The organism is Flavicella sp. (assembly GCF_029238425.1).
Classification (GTDB): domain Bacteria; phylum Bacteroidota; class Bacteroidia; order Flavobacteriales; family Flavobacteriaceae; genus Flavicella.
Genome location: NZ_JAQWGB010000183.1, coordinates 1 through 18,348 on the forward strand (window position 1 = coordinate 1; position 18,348 = coordinate 18,348).

General features: G+C 33.9%; 6 protein-coding genes. All 6 read right to left on the reverse strand.

Features of this window, described 5'->3' with window-relative positions; translation table 11 throughout:
• On the reverse strand, positions 1–2,357 hold a 2,357-nt coding region (locus tag P8H68_RS12465), incomplete at its 3' end, for a glycoside hydrolase family 9 protein (RefSeq protein WP_300325699.1).
• A 6-nt stretch (positions 2,358–2,363) separates the two neighbouring features.
• Positions 2,364–5,687 (reverse strand): VCBS repeat-containing protein, encoded by a 3,324-nt coding sequence (locus tag P8H68_RS12470; RefSeq protein WP_300325702.1) that lies wholly within the window; start codon positions 5,685–5,687, stop codon positions 2,364–2,366.
• 4 nt (positions 5,688–5,691) lie between these two features.
• Positions 5,692–9,009, reverse strand: coding sequence for a VCBS repeat-containing protein (locus P8H68_RS12475; RefSeq protein ID WP_300325705.1), 3,318 nt, complete (start codon positions 9,007–9,009; stop codon positions 5,692–5,694).
• Positions 9,010–9,113: 104 nt separating this feature from the next.
• Positions 9,114–10,511, reverse strand: coding sequence for a RagB/SusD family nutrient uptake outer membrane protein (locus P8H68_RS12480; protein ID WP_300325708.1), 1,398 nt, complete (start codon positions 10,509–10,511; stop codon positions 9,114–9,116).
• A gap of 28 nt (positions 10,512–10,539) precedes the next feature.
• Positions 10,540–13,557, reverse strand: a complete 3,018-nt coding sequence (locus tag P8H68_RS12485; protein WP_300325711.1) for a TonB-dependent receptor — start codon at positions 13,555–13,557, stop codon at positions 10,540–10,542.
• A gap of 366 nt (positions 13,558–13,923) precedes the next feature.
• On the reverse strand, positions 13,924–18,117 hold the full coding sequence (locus tag P8H68_RS12490; protein WP_300325714.1) for a hybrid sensor histidine kinase/response regulator transcription factor: 4,194 nt from the start codon (positions 18,115–18,117) through the stop codon (positions 13,924–13,926).
• Between the last annotated feature and the right edge of the window lie 231 nt (positions 18,118–18,348).

An 18,348-nucleotide genomic window follows, 5' to 3' on the forward strand; every position in this document is an offset into this window, starting at 1 on the left:
CCATAGGCTTGTGTTATTGAACGCACTCCCACTCCGGAGGCAAACGAAGATGTATTGACACCTGGATGCACTCCCAAAATAAAATTCATAGCGTTGATCATATATTTTGTGTCAAAAATATCCGGATAGCTAGTATGAAGATAATATTGCTCAACACCAAAATGTTGAATTCCCCATCCTGCACCCCAAATATTAGGTTTGTACGGCACTCCATAAGGTGTTTCTTTTTCTAGTTTTTCAATTTCTAAAAAATATTCTCCAACTGATTTCTTTATTTTCTGTTGAAATTTTTCGTCATTGATAGAAGATAAAACCGGACCTATTTTCCATCCATATTTTGAAATACCCTTCACTAATACGCGTTCTTCCGACACTAAAAAGTCACTATATTTCTCTAATTTTGTTGATTGAAATAAAGCTATTGCTAAATTTATTTTTTGAGGAGAATTATCGTCAGCAGCAGCTTCCCAAACTTCTTTAGCTATAGAAAGACAATCTTCTGCAAGTTTAGAGTTATAATTTTTGAGTGCTCTATAGGTTACCGCTAACGAAGCAGCCGTTTGGTAACTTCTTTTTAAATTATTTTCAGTAAACACCCATCGATCATCGGGAGCTCCAAACAGCCCTTGTTCAATGGCCTTGCTATTCGGACTAAACTGCATGGAATTACCTGTTTTTTCATAAAAGTTATCTACATCTTGGTACATACTTCCCTCCTTAGCAAAAGGAATGTTATCACTATGATTTAATGGATCTCCTAACAATACATATTGCCTATTCGTAGGAACTATTATTCCTCTATAAAATCTATGCAATGCTTTATAGCCTGCAACAATAGTTAAAGCTCCATGTTCAATCTGCTGTAGTATATCCGGTTTTCCATCTGGTTGAAACAGCTCTACAACTTTATTTTCTTGATCAATAGTTGTGTTATCATAAGAGACATCAAACAATTCATAAATCTGTGACAATCCTTCTATCGTTGCCGCTTGCGATTCTATTCTTAAATCATAATCTCCAGCATCATGCCATCCTCCCACATTCAAACCAGATACAATTTCTCCTGATTTATATGGACTCAATGTACTTTCTCCTTGTTCATAACCATCAAAATGATTCGTGTTTACCGGCGCCATTCGGGCATCATCTAAATGACAACGGCCATGCCAAACTTTATAACGGTCATTAACCCTCATATGACACATTTGAACTGGTAGAAAACATTCTAATGTTGACTGCCAAACATTTCTTTCTAAAACGGATTCATTAATTTGAAAACTATGTGTTGTCTGATCTTTATATCGTATTACATACATTCCCGGTTTTTCTACTTCAGAAAAATCAAACTGATAATATTGATAGCGTAAAAACGGACCCCATTTTGTTGGAACAACAGATTTTATTGCTGTAAACCCTCCGGTATTATTAACTCTTAATAAATGAATTTCCTCAATACCGTCATCTCTTTTATCCGTTTCAATAATCGCAATTTTTTCTTGTTTAGGATGATATCCTACTTGTGAAACCTGAACAACAGACTTATACATATATTCAGAATCTGTAGAAGGTGTCACCAACCACTCTATGGCATTCTTTGTTTTATTTTCCTGTATCAATGAGCGAACTACAAACCACCCGTTGTTATGCTGTGCACGACCATCAATGAGTTCTAATTGATTGTCACGTAAGTTTTCTATTTGTATAGTCTGTGTTGAGTTTTCAGGTGCTACTACCAATTTATTTCCTTTTGCCATTGGTTTTATCTGATAGTTTCCGTCAGTATCATAGAAACCTGGCCCATTTAATTGACGTGGGAAAATTCCAAATGCTTCATCCATATAATAGGATTTTCCAAATAATTCAGCTGGAAAAAACTCAATATTCATCCCTACTTTTCCTAGCCATTTTTTTGGCAATGGATTTTCTAAATCAACAATAATTTTAAAAGACTTTCCTGAAGGCTCTACTCGTAATGAATATTTCAATTCCAAATCTGGATACACAATAGGATTAAATCCCGTTTTTTTATCATCATCAGGATATTGCATTTGCACACTTATCGATTGACGTTTTAAATCCACTTTACGTTTCCCTACCTTAGGAACTGGCTGCCATTGCCCTGGCGTAGGCTCCAATCTTAAATCTCCATTCGTAGCAACTCTAATACCATTTTGAATAATCCCAACCCCACCTTGATGACTTTCAGGATAAAAATCATGCGCTAACATCACATTGGCTCCTCTTTTTTCAAGATACTCTTGATCATTTATAACAAATACATCTTCGTTACTGGAAGTCTTTTGCGCGAACAGACAACTCCCTACACAGAACGTTATACATAAAAGAAAATTTCTCATAAGTTTTTAATTTTGACTCGAAGCTTTTAACAATCGCGTGCTATTATTATTTACCCCGACAAGAATCCCTTTGGAGGTTTTTTTACTTCTATTCCCTAATAAAATAGTCTTCAGTTCTTTTGTGTTGTTTTTTAAGAAAACTCCACTTTCTATAGCACTTGATGGTATATAATTTCCGTGAGCATCACTTTGCAAAAACAAACCTACAGAAGCATCCGCACGTGTAGTTTCTACTTCTACATTAAATCTATTTCCTGCTATTAAAACATCTTTTAAACCATCATTTGTGAAATCATCGACCAAGACGGATTGAACCGTGGAAAACTGAGCTTGATAGGGTAAGTTTTCCATTGTAAGAACTCCCTTATTATTTCTTAAAACAACTGAATTAAATTCATACGCTTTATGTTTTACTGAAGATTTTTCACTAGCACCTAATACATCATTTATATCCGCTTTTGCAAACTGCTCATATGATTTAAATTTTTGATCAAGACCTGGCAATTGTTGTGTGGAACATTCTTTACCTCTTACCGGAACAATTTTATTTTTATAGTTCTTCGCTAAAAAAACATCATTTGTACCATTATTGTCATAGTCGGAAGCAAAGACATAAAATGGTTTTTCTTGACTTGCTTTAAATTTGTAATTCTTACCTAAGTTCCCAACTACAAAATCCATATCACCGTCTGCATCAATGTCACTTGCTGTGATACAATTCCACCATCCATGAGACTTTTCTATTCCTAACTCCTCACTTTTCTCAAAGCTATTTTTCTTTACTTCAAAAACCGTAATTGGCATCCATTCACCCACTACAATTAATTCTTTCACACCATTGGAATTTATATCTTCAAAGGCTGCATCCGTAACTAAACCAATATATTCTAAAGATGGAGCTACAGCATCAATTACATCAACAAACACTCCGTTTCTATTTTCCAACAAATAACTTTTTGGGGCTTTTGGATATTTTTTAGGAACCAATCGTCCCCCCACAAATAAATCTAAATCGCCATCAGCATCATAGTCTAAAGGCAACACGCAACCACCGCTTGAATTTATTTTTGGCAAAATACTGCTGCTCTTAAATTTTCCATTGCCATCATTTAGATAAAGTCTATCTTGATAAGCCCTTGACCCATTCTGAAACTCACTTCCACCACTTACAACATACAAATCTTGAAACCCATCTGAATTGGCATCAAAAAAGACAGCATCTACATCTTCATAGCCTTTATCCTTTGCTATTGAATTTTGAACAGACGCAACAAAGGTCTTATTTTTAGTTTGCAGAAATATTCTACCCGGAAAACTGTGAGATCCTCCAATAAAAAAATCTTCGTACCCATCGTTATTTACATCCGCAACTGAAATACAGGGTCCTTCTGTAGATAATTTATGCGGCAGCAATATTTGATCTCTAAAATCGTCATATGTATTTTCTTTATGAGAAATATCTACTCCATTAAAGGCCTTCTCTGTAATATCTACAAATACAGTCTCCTTACTTTTATGAGGAATTCTATGGACTTTTATTGCTTTGCTATAATCAATGCCTACTAATTGATTTGCATCTAAAGAATATAGAATATTTTGTTTCGAATCAGGCCATAATACCTCCACATAATCTATTTTAGAAATTTTCCCCAGGCCAAAATGAGCAATCGATTCTACTGAAGACAAATAACCTCTAACATTTTTCAACTCATGATACTGAATACTATCTTTATGATAAATAGTAATTTTTGCACCTAAACCTTTTCTGTTTTTTTGAGGTCCATTCAGTTTGATTTTTAAATAATTATTCCCGTTTTTTTCTGAGTTGTTTTTATAGACAAAGGCTTTATCGTTTATATTATTTACAATTAAATCTAAATCCCCATCATTATCAAGATCGGCCACAGAAGCTCCATTTGAAAAACTAACCGTCTCCAAGCCCCATTCTTTTATTTTTGACTCAAATTTTAAATTTCCTTTGTTCCTATAAACATGATTTGGAATTTTATTTTCCTTGTACATATTTACTATGTGTTTCAAATTGTCTTCTTTAGATCTATTTTTCTTTTCCGAAGAACTTGTATACGTTTTAAACTCCTGACTCACATCCTTATCAAAAACATCTCTACGAAAACCGTTCGATATAAATAAATCTCTAAATCCATCATTATCAAAATCGGCCCCTAAACAACTCCAGCTCCAATCAGTTTTCGCAACACCGGCAAACTGACTTACCTCGCTAAAAAAACCGTTACCGTTATTAATTTGCAACATGTTATGCATGTATTGATAATGATTTCCCTCAGCCAATATTCTATTATAGGCTTTGACATCCATAGACGCCATATTTATTTTTGACCTTTCATGATCCGAAGGAGTCATGTCTAACTCGATTAAATCTTCAAAACCATCATTGTTAAAATCAACCACATCTACTCCCATTCCATAGAAGGCAACATGATTGGAAAACGAGCTAATTTCTTGATTGAACTGTTTAGAACCCTTATTCTTAAAATAATAATCGCTTTCAAAATAATCATTTGCAACATAGATATCTACCAGACCATCTTTATCCAAGTCGGACGTGGCCAATCCAAGACCAAAAGAATAAGTCTCTTTAATACCCGAGTTTAAAGCGACATCTATAAAGTGTCCATCCACATTTTCATACAGTTTATGTCGATACAAAGGGTTTTCATCAGCTTTTCCTTTTCTGACAGAGCTATGGGTTCCATTAAACTTTTGAGGACGATTGATTAAATACATATCCAAATCGTTATCGTTATCCATATCAAAGAATGAAGCCATCATAGAAAAACCTTCATCTGCCAAACCTAACTCTTGGGCACTTTCAGTAAAAGTTGAATCTCCATTATTTATATAAAGTAAATTAGCTCTTTCTTTAAGCGAACCTTTCCAACCTCCTTTACACACATAAATATCTAAAAAACCATCACCATTTACATCCGTCATTACAACACCATTACTCCAGCCTTTCTCTCCCGAAACCTCAGCATCTTCGGTAATATCTCTAAATTCAAAGTTCCCTTGATTCAAGTATAATTTGTTCGAAACCTGATTCCCGGTAAAATAAAGATCCGTTAAGCCGTCGTTATTTATATCTCCCGTTGCAACACCGCCGCCGTTGTAGGCATAGTTATAGACCATGAAAAAATTGTTTGCATCTTCAGAAATCAAGTTGTTGAATTGAATTCCTGAATCTTCTGCCTTAACACTTTCAAACAAGGTTGGTTTAGAAGTTGAATCTTTTAAATCCGTAGCACAACTTACTATGAAGGTTAGAAAAGAAAACAGAAGGTAATTTCTCATTCCATTATTGTTTTAATACATCTATAAATTGAAGAAAATCATTGTTATTAGACACCATAACTTTGGTTTGGTCCCCTACTTGTATCAACTTCAAATCCTTCGCGTCATTTGGAGCATAGAACCCAGATTCTGCTATTTGTTTTGCTTGAAATTTACCTTTACCATCTCCTAACAATAGGACTCCTGTACCTGCATCATTTCGAGGTGTTTCAATTTCAGAAGCATAAAGATTACCCGCAGCTAAAACATCCAAATTACCGTCTTTATCAAAGTCTTTTACTATCAAACCGTTTACACTAGACAGCTGTACCTCATTTGGCAATTGATGGACTATAAATTCTCCATTTTTATTTTCGATATAACTCGTTGCAAAAGTATTTACTTGATAGTGCAATGATTTCTCCAAATTTTCCTCTCCATAAACATCATCTAAAGTTGCTTCTGCAAATTTATTATAGGTTTTAAATTTTTTCTTAATCATTCCTACCTGAGAAGAAGAACATGACCTTCCCCTCACTGGAAATTTCTTTCCTTCATTATAGTAACTCAACACAATATCCTTTTTATCATTCTGATCGAAATCATTAAAATAAATATCAAAAGTCTCATCTTCAGATGATTTGTATTTATAATTCAAACCTAAATTTCCTGCTATAAAATCTATATCTCCATCATTATCAAAATCTCCACTTTCAAGTGAAAACCACCAACCTGTTGTTCTCTCTAATCCTAAATCCATAGAGCTTTCAACAAAGTTTTTCCCTTCATTATTTTTAAAAACTCGAATAGGCATCCACTCACCAACAAGAACAATATCCTGCCAACCATCACCATCAACATCTACCAAACTAGCCGCTGTAACCATTCCTAAATTTTGAAATTCAGAAATATATTTCTCGGTTATATCTTCAAACAAGACAGTTCCGTTACTTGTTTTATTTTCTAACAAATATGTTTTCGCAGGAGAAGGGTAATTCCCTGGCACCAACCTACCGCAAACCAATAAATCTTGATCACCGTCTTTATCAAAATCAAAATTATAGACTCTAGAACCACTGGCTGTAATTTTTGGTAATCCGTTCTTTGATTTTGTAAAAGTTCCATTGGTATTTATATACAATCGATCTTGTAATTCTTTTGAGTTTGGTTTGAATTCATTTCCGCCACTAACAACATACAAGTCTAAATCGCCATCGTTATCAGCATCAAAAAATAAAGAGCCCATATCTTCTTTGAGAACATCATTCTCTGAATCCAGTGCTTGTTGTTTATCAAAACCGCCATTCATATTTTGAAAAAACAACCCTCCACTCTGTTCCGAAGCTCCACTGCAATAAAAATCATCTAAGCCATCTTTATTCACATCGGCCACAGAAACATAGGGTCCAAACATAGATGTTTTATGAGGCAATAATATTTCGTTTTTATAGTCGTCAAATTCATTTTCTTCATGCTTAAAAACTTTTGACAACTCAAGGTCTTCAGAAAATAATGTTTCTGTTATCAGACTTTCTTTTTCTTCTGCAAAACTTGCATTCGCGTATTCTATTACGTATTTTTTATTAACTGCTAGCCCGTTTATATTTTGACTTTTACCATCTGGCCAAGTAATATGTACATTTTCAATTTCAGAAAAAGTTCCAAATCCAAAATGTAACTGAGGCGCCATCGATGACAAATAGCCATGTACAAGATGTAACTCCTGAAACTGCTTAGAGCTTTTTGTCAAAACCTCACACTTTACTCCTAAGCCCATCTTGTTATTTTCTGTCCCTATGAACTCAAAAGTGATTGCATTATTTTCTTCACTATTTTTATTTTCGAAAACAACAGCCTCGTCATCAATATTATTTAATATAATTTCTAAATCACCGTCATTATCAAGATCCGCATATACAACTCCATTGGAAAACCCTGAAAAGGAAAGCCCCCACTTTTTGTTCACTTTTTCAAAAGTTAGATCTTTTGAATTTCTGAAAACAAAATTATCTGTCTTTTCAGAAGGGATTTTTAAAGAATTTTCTAATCCTGATGTTGTGTTTTTTGAAGAAAAGGCATTTCTGTTTTTTCCTATTTCATTGAAAAAATCTGTGTTGTTTATCTCTCTTCTTGTACCATTAGACACATATAAATCTTTCCAACCATCATTATCTAAATCTGCAAATACAGGACCCCAACTCCAGTCGGTAGTAGATACATTTGCAATTCTAGAAATATTATTAAAAAGTGGATTCATATCCTTGTCCAATACACCGGTATTGAGTTGTAAACAATTGTGCATATACTGATAGTACAAACCAGAATTATAAGTATCCCAAAATACTTTTGGGTTCATACTTGCCATATTGGCTTTTGATCTTTTATTAGTTGATGCATCCATATCAACTTGCATGATATCTAAAAAACCGTCATTATTAAAGTCCGAGATATCCGCTCCCATTCCATACAAAGAAGTATGCTTAGTTGATTTCTCGATTGTATTCCTAAACGTCCCATCTCCGTTATTCATATAGCAAAAATCGGCACTAGCAAAATCGTTACTTACATAAATATCTTGGTACCCATCATTATTTAAATCGCTTACAGTTGCACTCAAAGACAAACTATAAGACAATAACTTCGCTTCTTTCGTTACATCGTCAAAAGTTCCATTCCCGTTATTTCTATACAAATGATTTGAATGGTTAGAGGCGGCATATTCTATATGTTTTTTATAGATATATGGTGATGTTTTAAAAGGAGTTATTGGATAGTTTGCCACATACAAATCCAAATCCCCATCATTATCATAATCAAAAAAAGTACTCTGAGTACTATGCCCTGCATCTGCGATACCATATTGTTCAGCTTGTTCTTTAAAAGAAATATCTCCATTTTCATCTATTCCTTGATTTACTAATAACCTATTAGGACATTCAGGTTGCTTTCCTGAAACACTGATATAAATATCCAAAAGACCATCATTGTTAATATCAATAGTAGTGCCACCCAGACTCCACTCTTTTCCTAATCCAGCATTTGCTTGTTCCGTAACATCCTCAAATTTTAAATCGCCCTTATTTAGATACAGACGATTAGAAACCATATTTCCTGTAAAATATAAATCTTGAAGTTTGTCATTGTTAAAATCACCAACTGCAATTCCTCCTCCCATATAGATATATGGATAATTAAAATAATTTAAAGTATCTGTCTCTACCAATTTGTTGTTAAAATTGATATGAGTTTCATTTGAAAACTTCCTAACAAATTGTTGCTTTTCTGTATCCACATGTGAACAAGAAACAAACAATACAAACAAAAAAACAAGACTATATTTCATGAAATTAATTTACTATTTTTTCTGAAAAATTCTATTTATTTAAACTGAAAAATCCTGTGCAGTAAAACTGCACAAGATCCTCCAATCAAAACCAAACTCTCCCTTTATAAATTTGTATTGGACTGTAATTCAACATTCGGAATAGGCATTAGATAAACATCATTATCAAAACGTTGTAAGTCATAAAACCTAGATTGCTCTCCCGCTAACTCAACCCATCTTTCATGCTTAATAGCATCGAGTACAGCCGCTTCACCAGTCACTGATATTGCAGGTAAATTAACTGATGTTCTTGCTCTAACTTGGTTCAAAAACCCTAATGCAGCAGCATCAGTACCTCCAGAACGAATTTCAGCTTCTGCTTGCATCAACAACACATCTGCGTATCTAATCACTCTAGCGTTGATCCCACTATCTGTAGTTTCCGAAGCTCTATTGTCTAAATTTTGATATTTTCTCCAAGCAGGATTATCATCAGGTCCTATTCCTCCAGAAACAAACTCTGTAGTTCCGTTATTATAAAAATCTCCTATTGAGTAAAAATTAGCAGCATAACGCGTGTCCCCTGCCTCATATTCATCAAGCAATGCTTGAGTTGGTTTTACATTGTACCATCCTGAATACTCCATGGCTCTAAAGGTTGTTTCTGCATTTCCTCTTGCATTTCCACTCCAAGAGTCTCCGCCTCCAGTTGATTCATCATAATGAACCTCAAATACAGATTCATCATTATGTTCACCTGCAACCGTAAAGTTATCTCTATAATCGTCCACAAGTGTATATCCTGTTACATTTGCCAATGCAGCTTTCGCTTCTGCATCTTTTCCACCCATTTGCAAATACACTTTACCCAGTAAAGCCCATGCTGCTTCAGCGGTAATCCTACCTTGCTCTTGCACACCTTTGGCCGGTAAACTAGAGTGAGCTATAGTTAAGTCTGCGATAATAGCAGTATACACATCTGCTACAGACGACTTTGCTTCTCCTCCTTGTTTTGTTTCTAAATTTAACACCAACGGAATATCTCCATAATGAGTTACCAAGTTAAAGTAATAAAACGCTCTTAAAAACTTTGCCTCACCCAATCTACCTGCTTTTTCAGCTGAGGGAATACTCGCATCAAAATTTTCTTCATTTGCAATTAAAAAATTACAACGTCCAATACCTTGATAAGTCTGTTGCCAAAACTGGTTGCTTCCACCATTAGCTTCATCTACATCACGATTAATATATTGCTGTTTGTCTGCTTCTAAGTTCCCAGCTGCATAATTTTCTCCAGAAATATTATCATTGATATAAAACTGGTATCTCGCATAATTCCCTGCTCCCTGTAAATAAGCGTAGCAAGAAGTTGTAGCAGATTCCAACTGAGCACTTGTTTTAAAGTATGTTGCAGCTGAAAGTTCATTCGGATTTACCTTATCCAATCCAGATTCATCACAAGAAGTAGTAACTCCAAATGCTATGATCAATCCAGTTATAATAATTTTAAATTTTTTCATCTCTTATTCTATTATTTATTAAACTAAATTAAAATCCTACCTGTAATCCTAATGTAAAAGATCTTGGTTCAGGATATACACCTCTATCAATACCAATACTTGTTGCAGAGCCTTGACCTTGAGTAAGCGTACTTCCACCCACTTCTGGATCTAATCCAGAATACTTAGTAAATGTCAATAAGTTTTGACCAGCTGCGTAAAATCTGAATTTAGAAAAAGTTCCTTTCGCTATTTTACTCAAAACAGAGTTGCTTAAGCTATATCCAATGGTTAAATTTCTAAGTTTTGTGTAAGATCCATCTTCTACAAATCTATCAGAACGGTTTACGTTATCTGAGTGACCTCCATTTCCAGTGTATCTTGGCACATTCGTACTTGTATTTGTAGGGGTCCATCTATTCAACACTGCAGTCCCCGAATTGAACAAACGAGTCATTCCTTCAAGATCATAGATATTTGTATTGTACACATCATTACCACTTACCCCATTCAAAAACATTGATGCATCAAATTGTTTGTAATTCGCAGTTAATGTCAAACCATAAGTAAAATTCGGAAAAGGATTACCAATTTTCACATTGTCATCACTAGTAATAACACCATCTCCATTTTGATCTACATATTTAATATCTCCTGCTGCTGCATTTGGTTGTGCACTTGTATCATCCCCAACTTGGAACAAACCATCTGTTTGATATCCATACATAAAAAACAGAGATTCACCAACCTCATTTCTTGTAAGATTTTCGTTTTCAAAGCTGTTGTATTCCTCAAAAAGAGATCCGTTTAAGTCTGTAACTACATTTTTAGCTGTTCCTAGATTAAGATTTCCCGACCAAGAAAAGTCTCCACCATTATTATGATTGTAACCTACTGAAAACTCCATACCTTTTGTGTTTATTGAAGCTCCATTTCTGGTAGTATGAGTTGCACCCAAACCATACGATGGTTGATTTGGCACACCAATAATAACATCTTTATTATCTGTATTGTAATACTCCATTGAAACTGTCACAGCATTATTCCACAAACCTAAATCTAGACCAATATTAGTCTGAACAGATTCCTCCCATTTTAAATCAGGATTTTCAGCTGCAAAATTAGAATATCCTGTAGAAGAATTAAATCCAACATAGTTATACCCAGAAATCAAACCTGCAGAATATACGTAATCTGCTGAGCCGTCATTACCGGTAACTCCCCAAGAACCTCTTAGTTTCAAGTTAGAAATCACATTAGACTCACTTAAAAATCCTTCTTCACTTAGCACCCATCCTAAAGACATTGCCGGGAATGTTCCCCATCTATTATTCTCTCCAAATCGAGATGAACCATCCTTACGTAAAGATGCAGATATTAAATATTTACCGCCATAATTATACTTTAATCGGCCAATATATGAAACTAGTTTATACTCATACAATTGATTGTTTGAAGTTGTCTCCACACCTCCTTTTACCAATTTAATTTCATCTGTTAATGGATTATCCATTCTTGAACTATAGATTCTTGAGCTTGTTTCAAATTCCTCTGCAACAAAAAGAGCCTCTACATTATGTTTCTCATTAAAGGTTTTCTTGTAATTGATAGAACCCGTATAAGTATCCGAATTAAAAACACTTACAGACTGGTTAATATCAGCTGCAGTTCTTTTGTTAATCCCTTCATTAAATGTTGGTCTAAAAATATTATTTTCTGAAGTTGCTCTATCAAAACCATACAAGAATTTTAAATCCAATCCATCAATCACTTCAAATGAAGCATAAATAGACCCCAACACTTTCATTGTTTCCGTAACATTATCAGAAATCGTCTGTAATCTTACAGGGTTTTCAGCATCCGAACCATTATCTAATGCAGTATCCGTACCACCAAAACCACCATGGTTAGCAGCATTATATACTGGCGTATATGGTAGAGATTTGATCATGTGTTCCACCAATGTTCTACCTCCACTATTTTCTTCATTCATTTTTTCAGAATCCGCAATAGATAAAGTTTCACCAATCTTAAAACGTTTTCCAACTTTAAATTCACTGTTTGCTCTAATAGACGCTCTTTTAAAGCCAGTATTGATAATAATACCCTCCTGATCTAAGTACCCTGCAGACAAATTAAAAATTGCAGTCTCAGAACCACCTGAAACATTTACATTGGTATTAGACATAATTGCAGATCTAAAAACCTCGTCTTGCCAGTCCGTATTTAATTTTGTAGACTCAGGATCTACCGTATATCTATTTGGCAAACCATAAGTTTCTCCTGCAAAAGTTTCAAACTGAGATGAGTTTAACAGGTCATATGTTTTCTTTGCAGACTGCGTAGAAACATAAGAATCAAAAGTCACTTTTGTTTTACCTGATCTACCTTTTTTAGTAGTAATCATAATAACCCCATTAGAAGCTCTCGATCCATAAATAGCCGCAGTGGAAGCATCCTTTAAAACATCCATAGTTTCAATATCATTAGGGTTGATTTCATTCAATCCTCCAGATACAACTCCATCAATCACATACAATGGTTGACTATTACCAAAAGTACCTACACCACGAATTTGTACTTGTGGACTAGACCCTGGAGAACCCGTATTAGAAACTGTTACCCCAGCAGCTGTACCTTGTAAAGCTTGATCTGCCGAAGTAATTGGTCTACTGGTAATGGTTTCTGATTTTACAGAGGAGATTGCCCCTGTAACTAATTTTCTTGATGTAGATCCATACCCAACGACAACTACTTCATCCAAGGCTTGGGAAGATTCTTTTAATGTAACGGAAATACTAGATTGATTTCCAACTTTAATAACTTGAGTCTCCATTCCGATATAACTCACTTCAAGTTCGTTTGAAGCACTTACATCCTGAATGGTAAAATTCCCATCAAAATCTGTTGTTACTCCAATATTAGTACCTACTACTAATACGGAAACACCAGGCAAAGGAGAATTGGATTCATCCGTAACAAGACCACTAATGGATTTTGTCTGTGAAAAAACACTTTGTGTGCAAATCATCACTAGTGCAATGAAAGTAATTTTCATTTTGTTCATACTTAATTAGGTTTTAGTTAATTTTTGAAATAAGAATTACCCTATTTCTAGTTAGTTTTAGTAAGATTAGAATACAGTCGTCAAAATCAATACAAATAAGGCAAACACTATTGTAAACAACAGTATCTCCAGAATTACATTTTTATTTGACTTCTTGTTCTTCATAATTTCTCACTTACAAACTTAGACTCAACATTTATTTTTATTTGCCATTAAAAAAGCAACTTATGCAGTAAATGAAGCTATATTTCCCTATTACAACCACTGCGCAACATTTGTTACTTTTTGTGCAACATTCGTATTCTCAACATTTGATAAAACTCTCTAAAACAACACCATCACACACAAAAATCGCCATCAGAAAAACTATTCGGTAAATTTTTCTTTCTTTTCTACCTGCGTTGGAAGTATGCCAAACTGTTTTTTGAAACACTTAGAAAAATAAGAGGGTGTGGAGAACCCTACGGAATAACAAACATCATTGATATTCGTATTCCCAGCCTCAATCAACTGCATCGCTCGTTCTAGACGAATCTTTCTAATGAACTCAACGGCCGTACTATTAGTCAAGGATTTTATTTTTCTATAAAACTGGCTTCTACTCAAGAACAATTGAGAAGCCAATAAATCTACGCTTAAAGATGGATCACTCAAATTGGCATCAATATAGGCAAGTACCTTTTGGATGAACTCTTTATCAACCGAGGTTGTCTCTAATTGAGATTCATCCTCTACCAGAGCACTAAAATATTTATCAAATAAAATTTTTCTACTTCTTGACAATTGCGCCAATCTAGATATCAATACCCTTAAATCAAATGGCTTGTGCAAATACGCATCCGCACCTACATTATTTCCGTGCACCCAATCTTCAATCATGGTTTTAGCAGTAAGCATAAGGATAGGAATGTGACTTGTTTCTATATTTGATTTCACCGCCTTACAGAACTCAAAACCATTCATAACCGGCATCATGACATCCGTTACAATAATATCGGGTTGTTTTTCTTTTGTTATTGCCAAACCTTCCTCCCCATTGGTTGCAGAAATAATTTTGTAATACCTTTTAAGTTCTTTTTTGAGGTAATTTCTTAACTCGGTATTATCCTCAACTATTAACAAAGTTTGACTAATCGGTCCATCTAATTCTGGCATAGGTTCAGAAACTTCTTCTGCCTTCGGAAGAATAAATTTCTGTTTTCTTAGCTCTGGAACAGTTGCCACTTTTTTCGCAAATTCTTCTTCAGAAAAATGGGATTTACCCAATGGGAAAAATGCTTTAAAACAAGTTCCTTTTCCCAATTCACTTTCAACTTCAATTTTTCCTTTATGCAATTCCACAAAACTTCTAACCAATTCCAATCCGATCCCCGTTCCACTGTAATAACTTTTGTTCAGATTATCAACTTGATAAAATCTTTCAAATATTTTTTCCAACTGATCCGTTCTTAATCCCGGTCCAGTATCTTCAATAATTATCGAAAAAGAATCTTGAGTTTCTTCACCCAAAAGTGGAAATATATGTTTAGATTTTCCTACCAACTTAAGTGTAATTTTCCCTCCATCATCTGTCACTTTAAAGGCGTTGGACAATAAATTGAAAATAATTTTATCCAACATCCCAGGGTCCACCCAAACAAATAATTCTTTTAAAGTACAATCAAATTCGAATTGAATGCCTTTCTCAATAGATTCTTCAGAAAAATAGTCGCATAAATTCTTCAAAAAAGCCACTAAGTCAAATTTTACAACTTTCAGTCTTACTTTATTAAGCTCTAATTTTCTATAATCCATCAATTCGTTTATCAAACGATTCAGCCTATCCGTATTTTTATAAATAATTCGGTGCTTTTCTTTGATACTTGATGGTAAATTTTGATCTGTATCACCAATAATGCTCTCTAATGGATTTTTTATAAGAGTTAAGGGTGTTCTAAATTCATGAGATATATTTGTAAAAAATTGCAATTTTTTCTCGTTCAACTTTTCTTTCTGCTCTCTTGTCTCTCTTTCATTTTCCAACAATTGTTTTTCACTTAACCTTTTATTTGTAAGCACATTCAACAAATACAAACCAAATAAAAAGAGAATTAAATACAAGAGAATGGCGAGTCTTGTTTTCCACCAAGGTGGCAAAATTTTTATGGAAAGCTCTAAAGGAGTTTCATTCCACACCCCATCATTATTAGCCGCTTTTAATTTAAAGGTATAACTCCCATAATCTAAATTTGTGTAGGTTGCACTTCTTATATCCCCAACATAATTCCAAGAATCTTCTAAACCTTCTAAATAATAGGCATAACTGTTTTTCTCAGGACGCGTATAATTTATTGCCGAATATTCTATCGTAAATACCGATTGTTCGTGCGTTAACACGATCGCTTCCGTTTGAGATATAACTTTTTCTAGGGGTGAATTATTGGTGCCAGGAACTACTTCTTTATTAAAAAGTTTCAATCCCTTTAAATAGGAAAACGGCACGCTTTTATTAGTCAAAATATCATTTGGTGAAAAATAATCGACGCCTAGATAATTCCCAAAATATAAAGTACCATTACTCGCTTTATACCCCGCATTGATATTAAAATCATTTGACAATAGACCATCATTTCTAGTATAGGTTGTAAACGTATTATTGATTCGATTTAATTTACTCAACCCAGAATTCCCACTAAACCACATATTACCATCCACACATTCAACAATACTATTGACATTATTTAAGTTTTGACCATCAGAATTATTGAACCAAGAAAACTCATCTCTAAGTTTATCATATCTGCAGAGACCAGCACCTCTTGTCCCAATCCATATCGATTTGTCATCCGCCTCAAACAGGGTCAATACATGATTTGAACTAATATGGTGATCATACTCTCGAGACATTTTTTTAGAAAAATCAACAATACTAAAAGTATTATCTTCCTTTTTAATCCTATACAGACCATCTATGGTACCTGCCCAAATGGACTGGTCCGAATCCACAATAATTTTCCTGATATCCTTATTATCCAAGTCAAATTTCTTAAACACAGGAGCTTCTAGTCTTTGAAATGTTTCAGTACTTGGGATATATCGATGAATTCCACCTCCATACAAAGTACTGATCCAAATAGTTCCCTCCTTATCTTCTGCAAAACTTGAAATACAATTGGAGACCAAAGCTCCATTTGTATTATTATGATTATAATTCACAAACTCTGTTGTTCCTTTTTTCAATAGAAAAATTCCGTTATTCCAGCTACCTGCCCAAACATTTTGTTGACTATCCACAAATAAAGATTCTATATACAAGCTCTTTAATCCTGAATACAAAGAAGTTTCAGTATTGTTAATATGAGCAATATTTTTGGTAATTGGATTGTAAACATCAATACCTCCTCCATCCATAGCAAACCATAAATTGCCTTTTACATCTTCAGCAATTCCAGTTACAGAACTCAACTGCAATGAATTCGAATTATTTGGCAAACTTTCAATTCCTTTGAATTTATCATACAATTGATCGTATACACCAATTCCACTATTATAATACCCCATCCAAATTCTACTATTCGCATCTACAAATAGAGACCAAATAGAATTTGAAAGTATGCTATTTTCATCTGTTTTATCGGTCAAATATTCCTCTATCAAATCTCCCTTAGAACTGATATGAATTAAACCATCATTCTCAGTTCCATACATAATACGCTTATCTGGAGTTTCTATGATTGAAAATATTCTGTTTTTAGAATAGAAATACTCCTCAATATCATAAAACTCGTTTTCAGATTGTTCTGAAATTTTTATCAAACCATTGGACATGGTTCCAACCCATAAATTATTATTACTATCAACCATTAAAGATTGAATCTTAGAATTGCAACTGTAAAAATCGCTCTTTGTTCTCAATACAACAGGGTCCAAACTCATTTCAGCCGAATTAAAAACTTTTAATCCTCCTTCTGTCCCAGCATAAACTACTCCATCTTTTGATTTCACCAAACAATGAATATTAAAAACAGTATCGGTTTCCAACGATTTTTTATATGCTACAGATGTAACCTTAAGAGTTTCTAAATCCAAACAAAACAATCCATGATCATAAGTACCAATAAATAAATTTCCAAAATCATCGACCAATAGACTTCTAATGGCAACCGCATCCTTAAGATTAGAAATCCTACTTTTTACATCAATTTTTATAAATCTGTCTTGGTCACGATCATATAGATTCAAACCATTTTCAGTACCTAGCCACAATCTATTTTTGGAATCAATTTGCATGCTAAAAACTAGACTACTACTTATGGAAGTAGAATCCTGTATTTTATGAACATAAGTGGTATAGTCAATCCCATCATATCGATGTAGACCTGCTCCATTTGTTCCCAACCAGATAAATCCTTCTTTATCCTGAATTATTGAGAAAACTCCTGTTTTAGAAATTCCCTCTTTTATATTTACAAAATTATAAGACTCCTCAATTTTCTGAGAAAATAAATAAGTTGACAAAAAACAAAAACAGGATAAGGCAAGTATAACCTTATGTTTAAAAACATCGATTTTGCAGTTCATTTTGGTTTGTTTGGTTTGGTTTAACGCTTGTATAATCTCCAGTAAGATAGAAATTTAATAATGGTATTTGATAAATTTACAAGGAAACCAACAAAAAACATGCAACATATGTGATATCATATTACCACAAATGCTGCATAATGTTTTTAATTATAGTAAGAAAGCTACTATCAACAATGCATAAACGCATCTGAGAAAAGTCAACCTAAGAAATTAATAAATTACAACCTC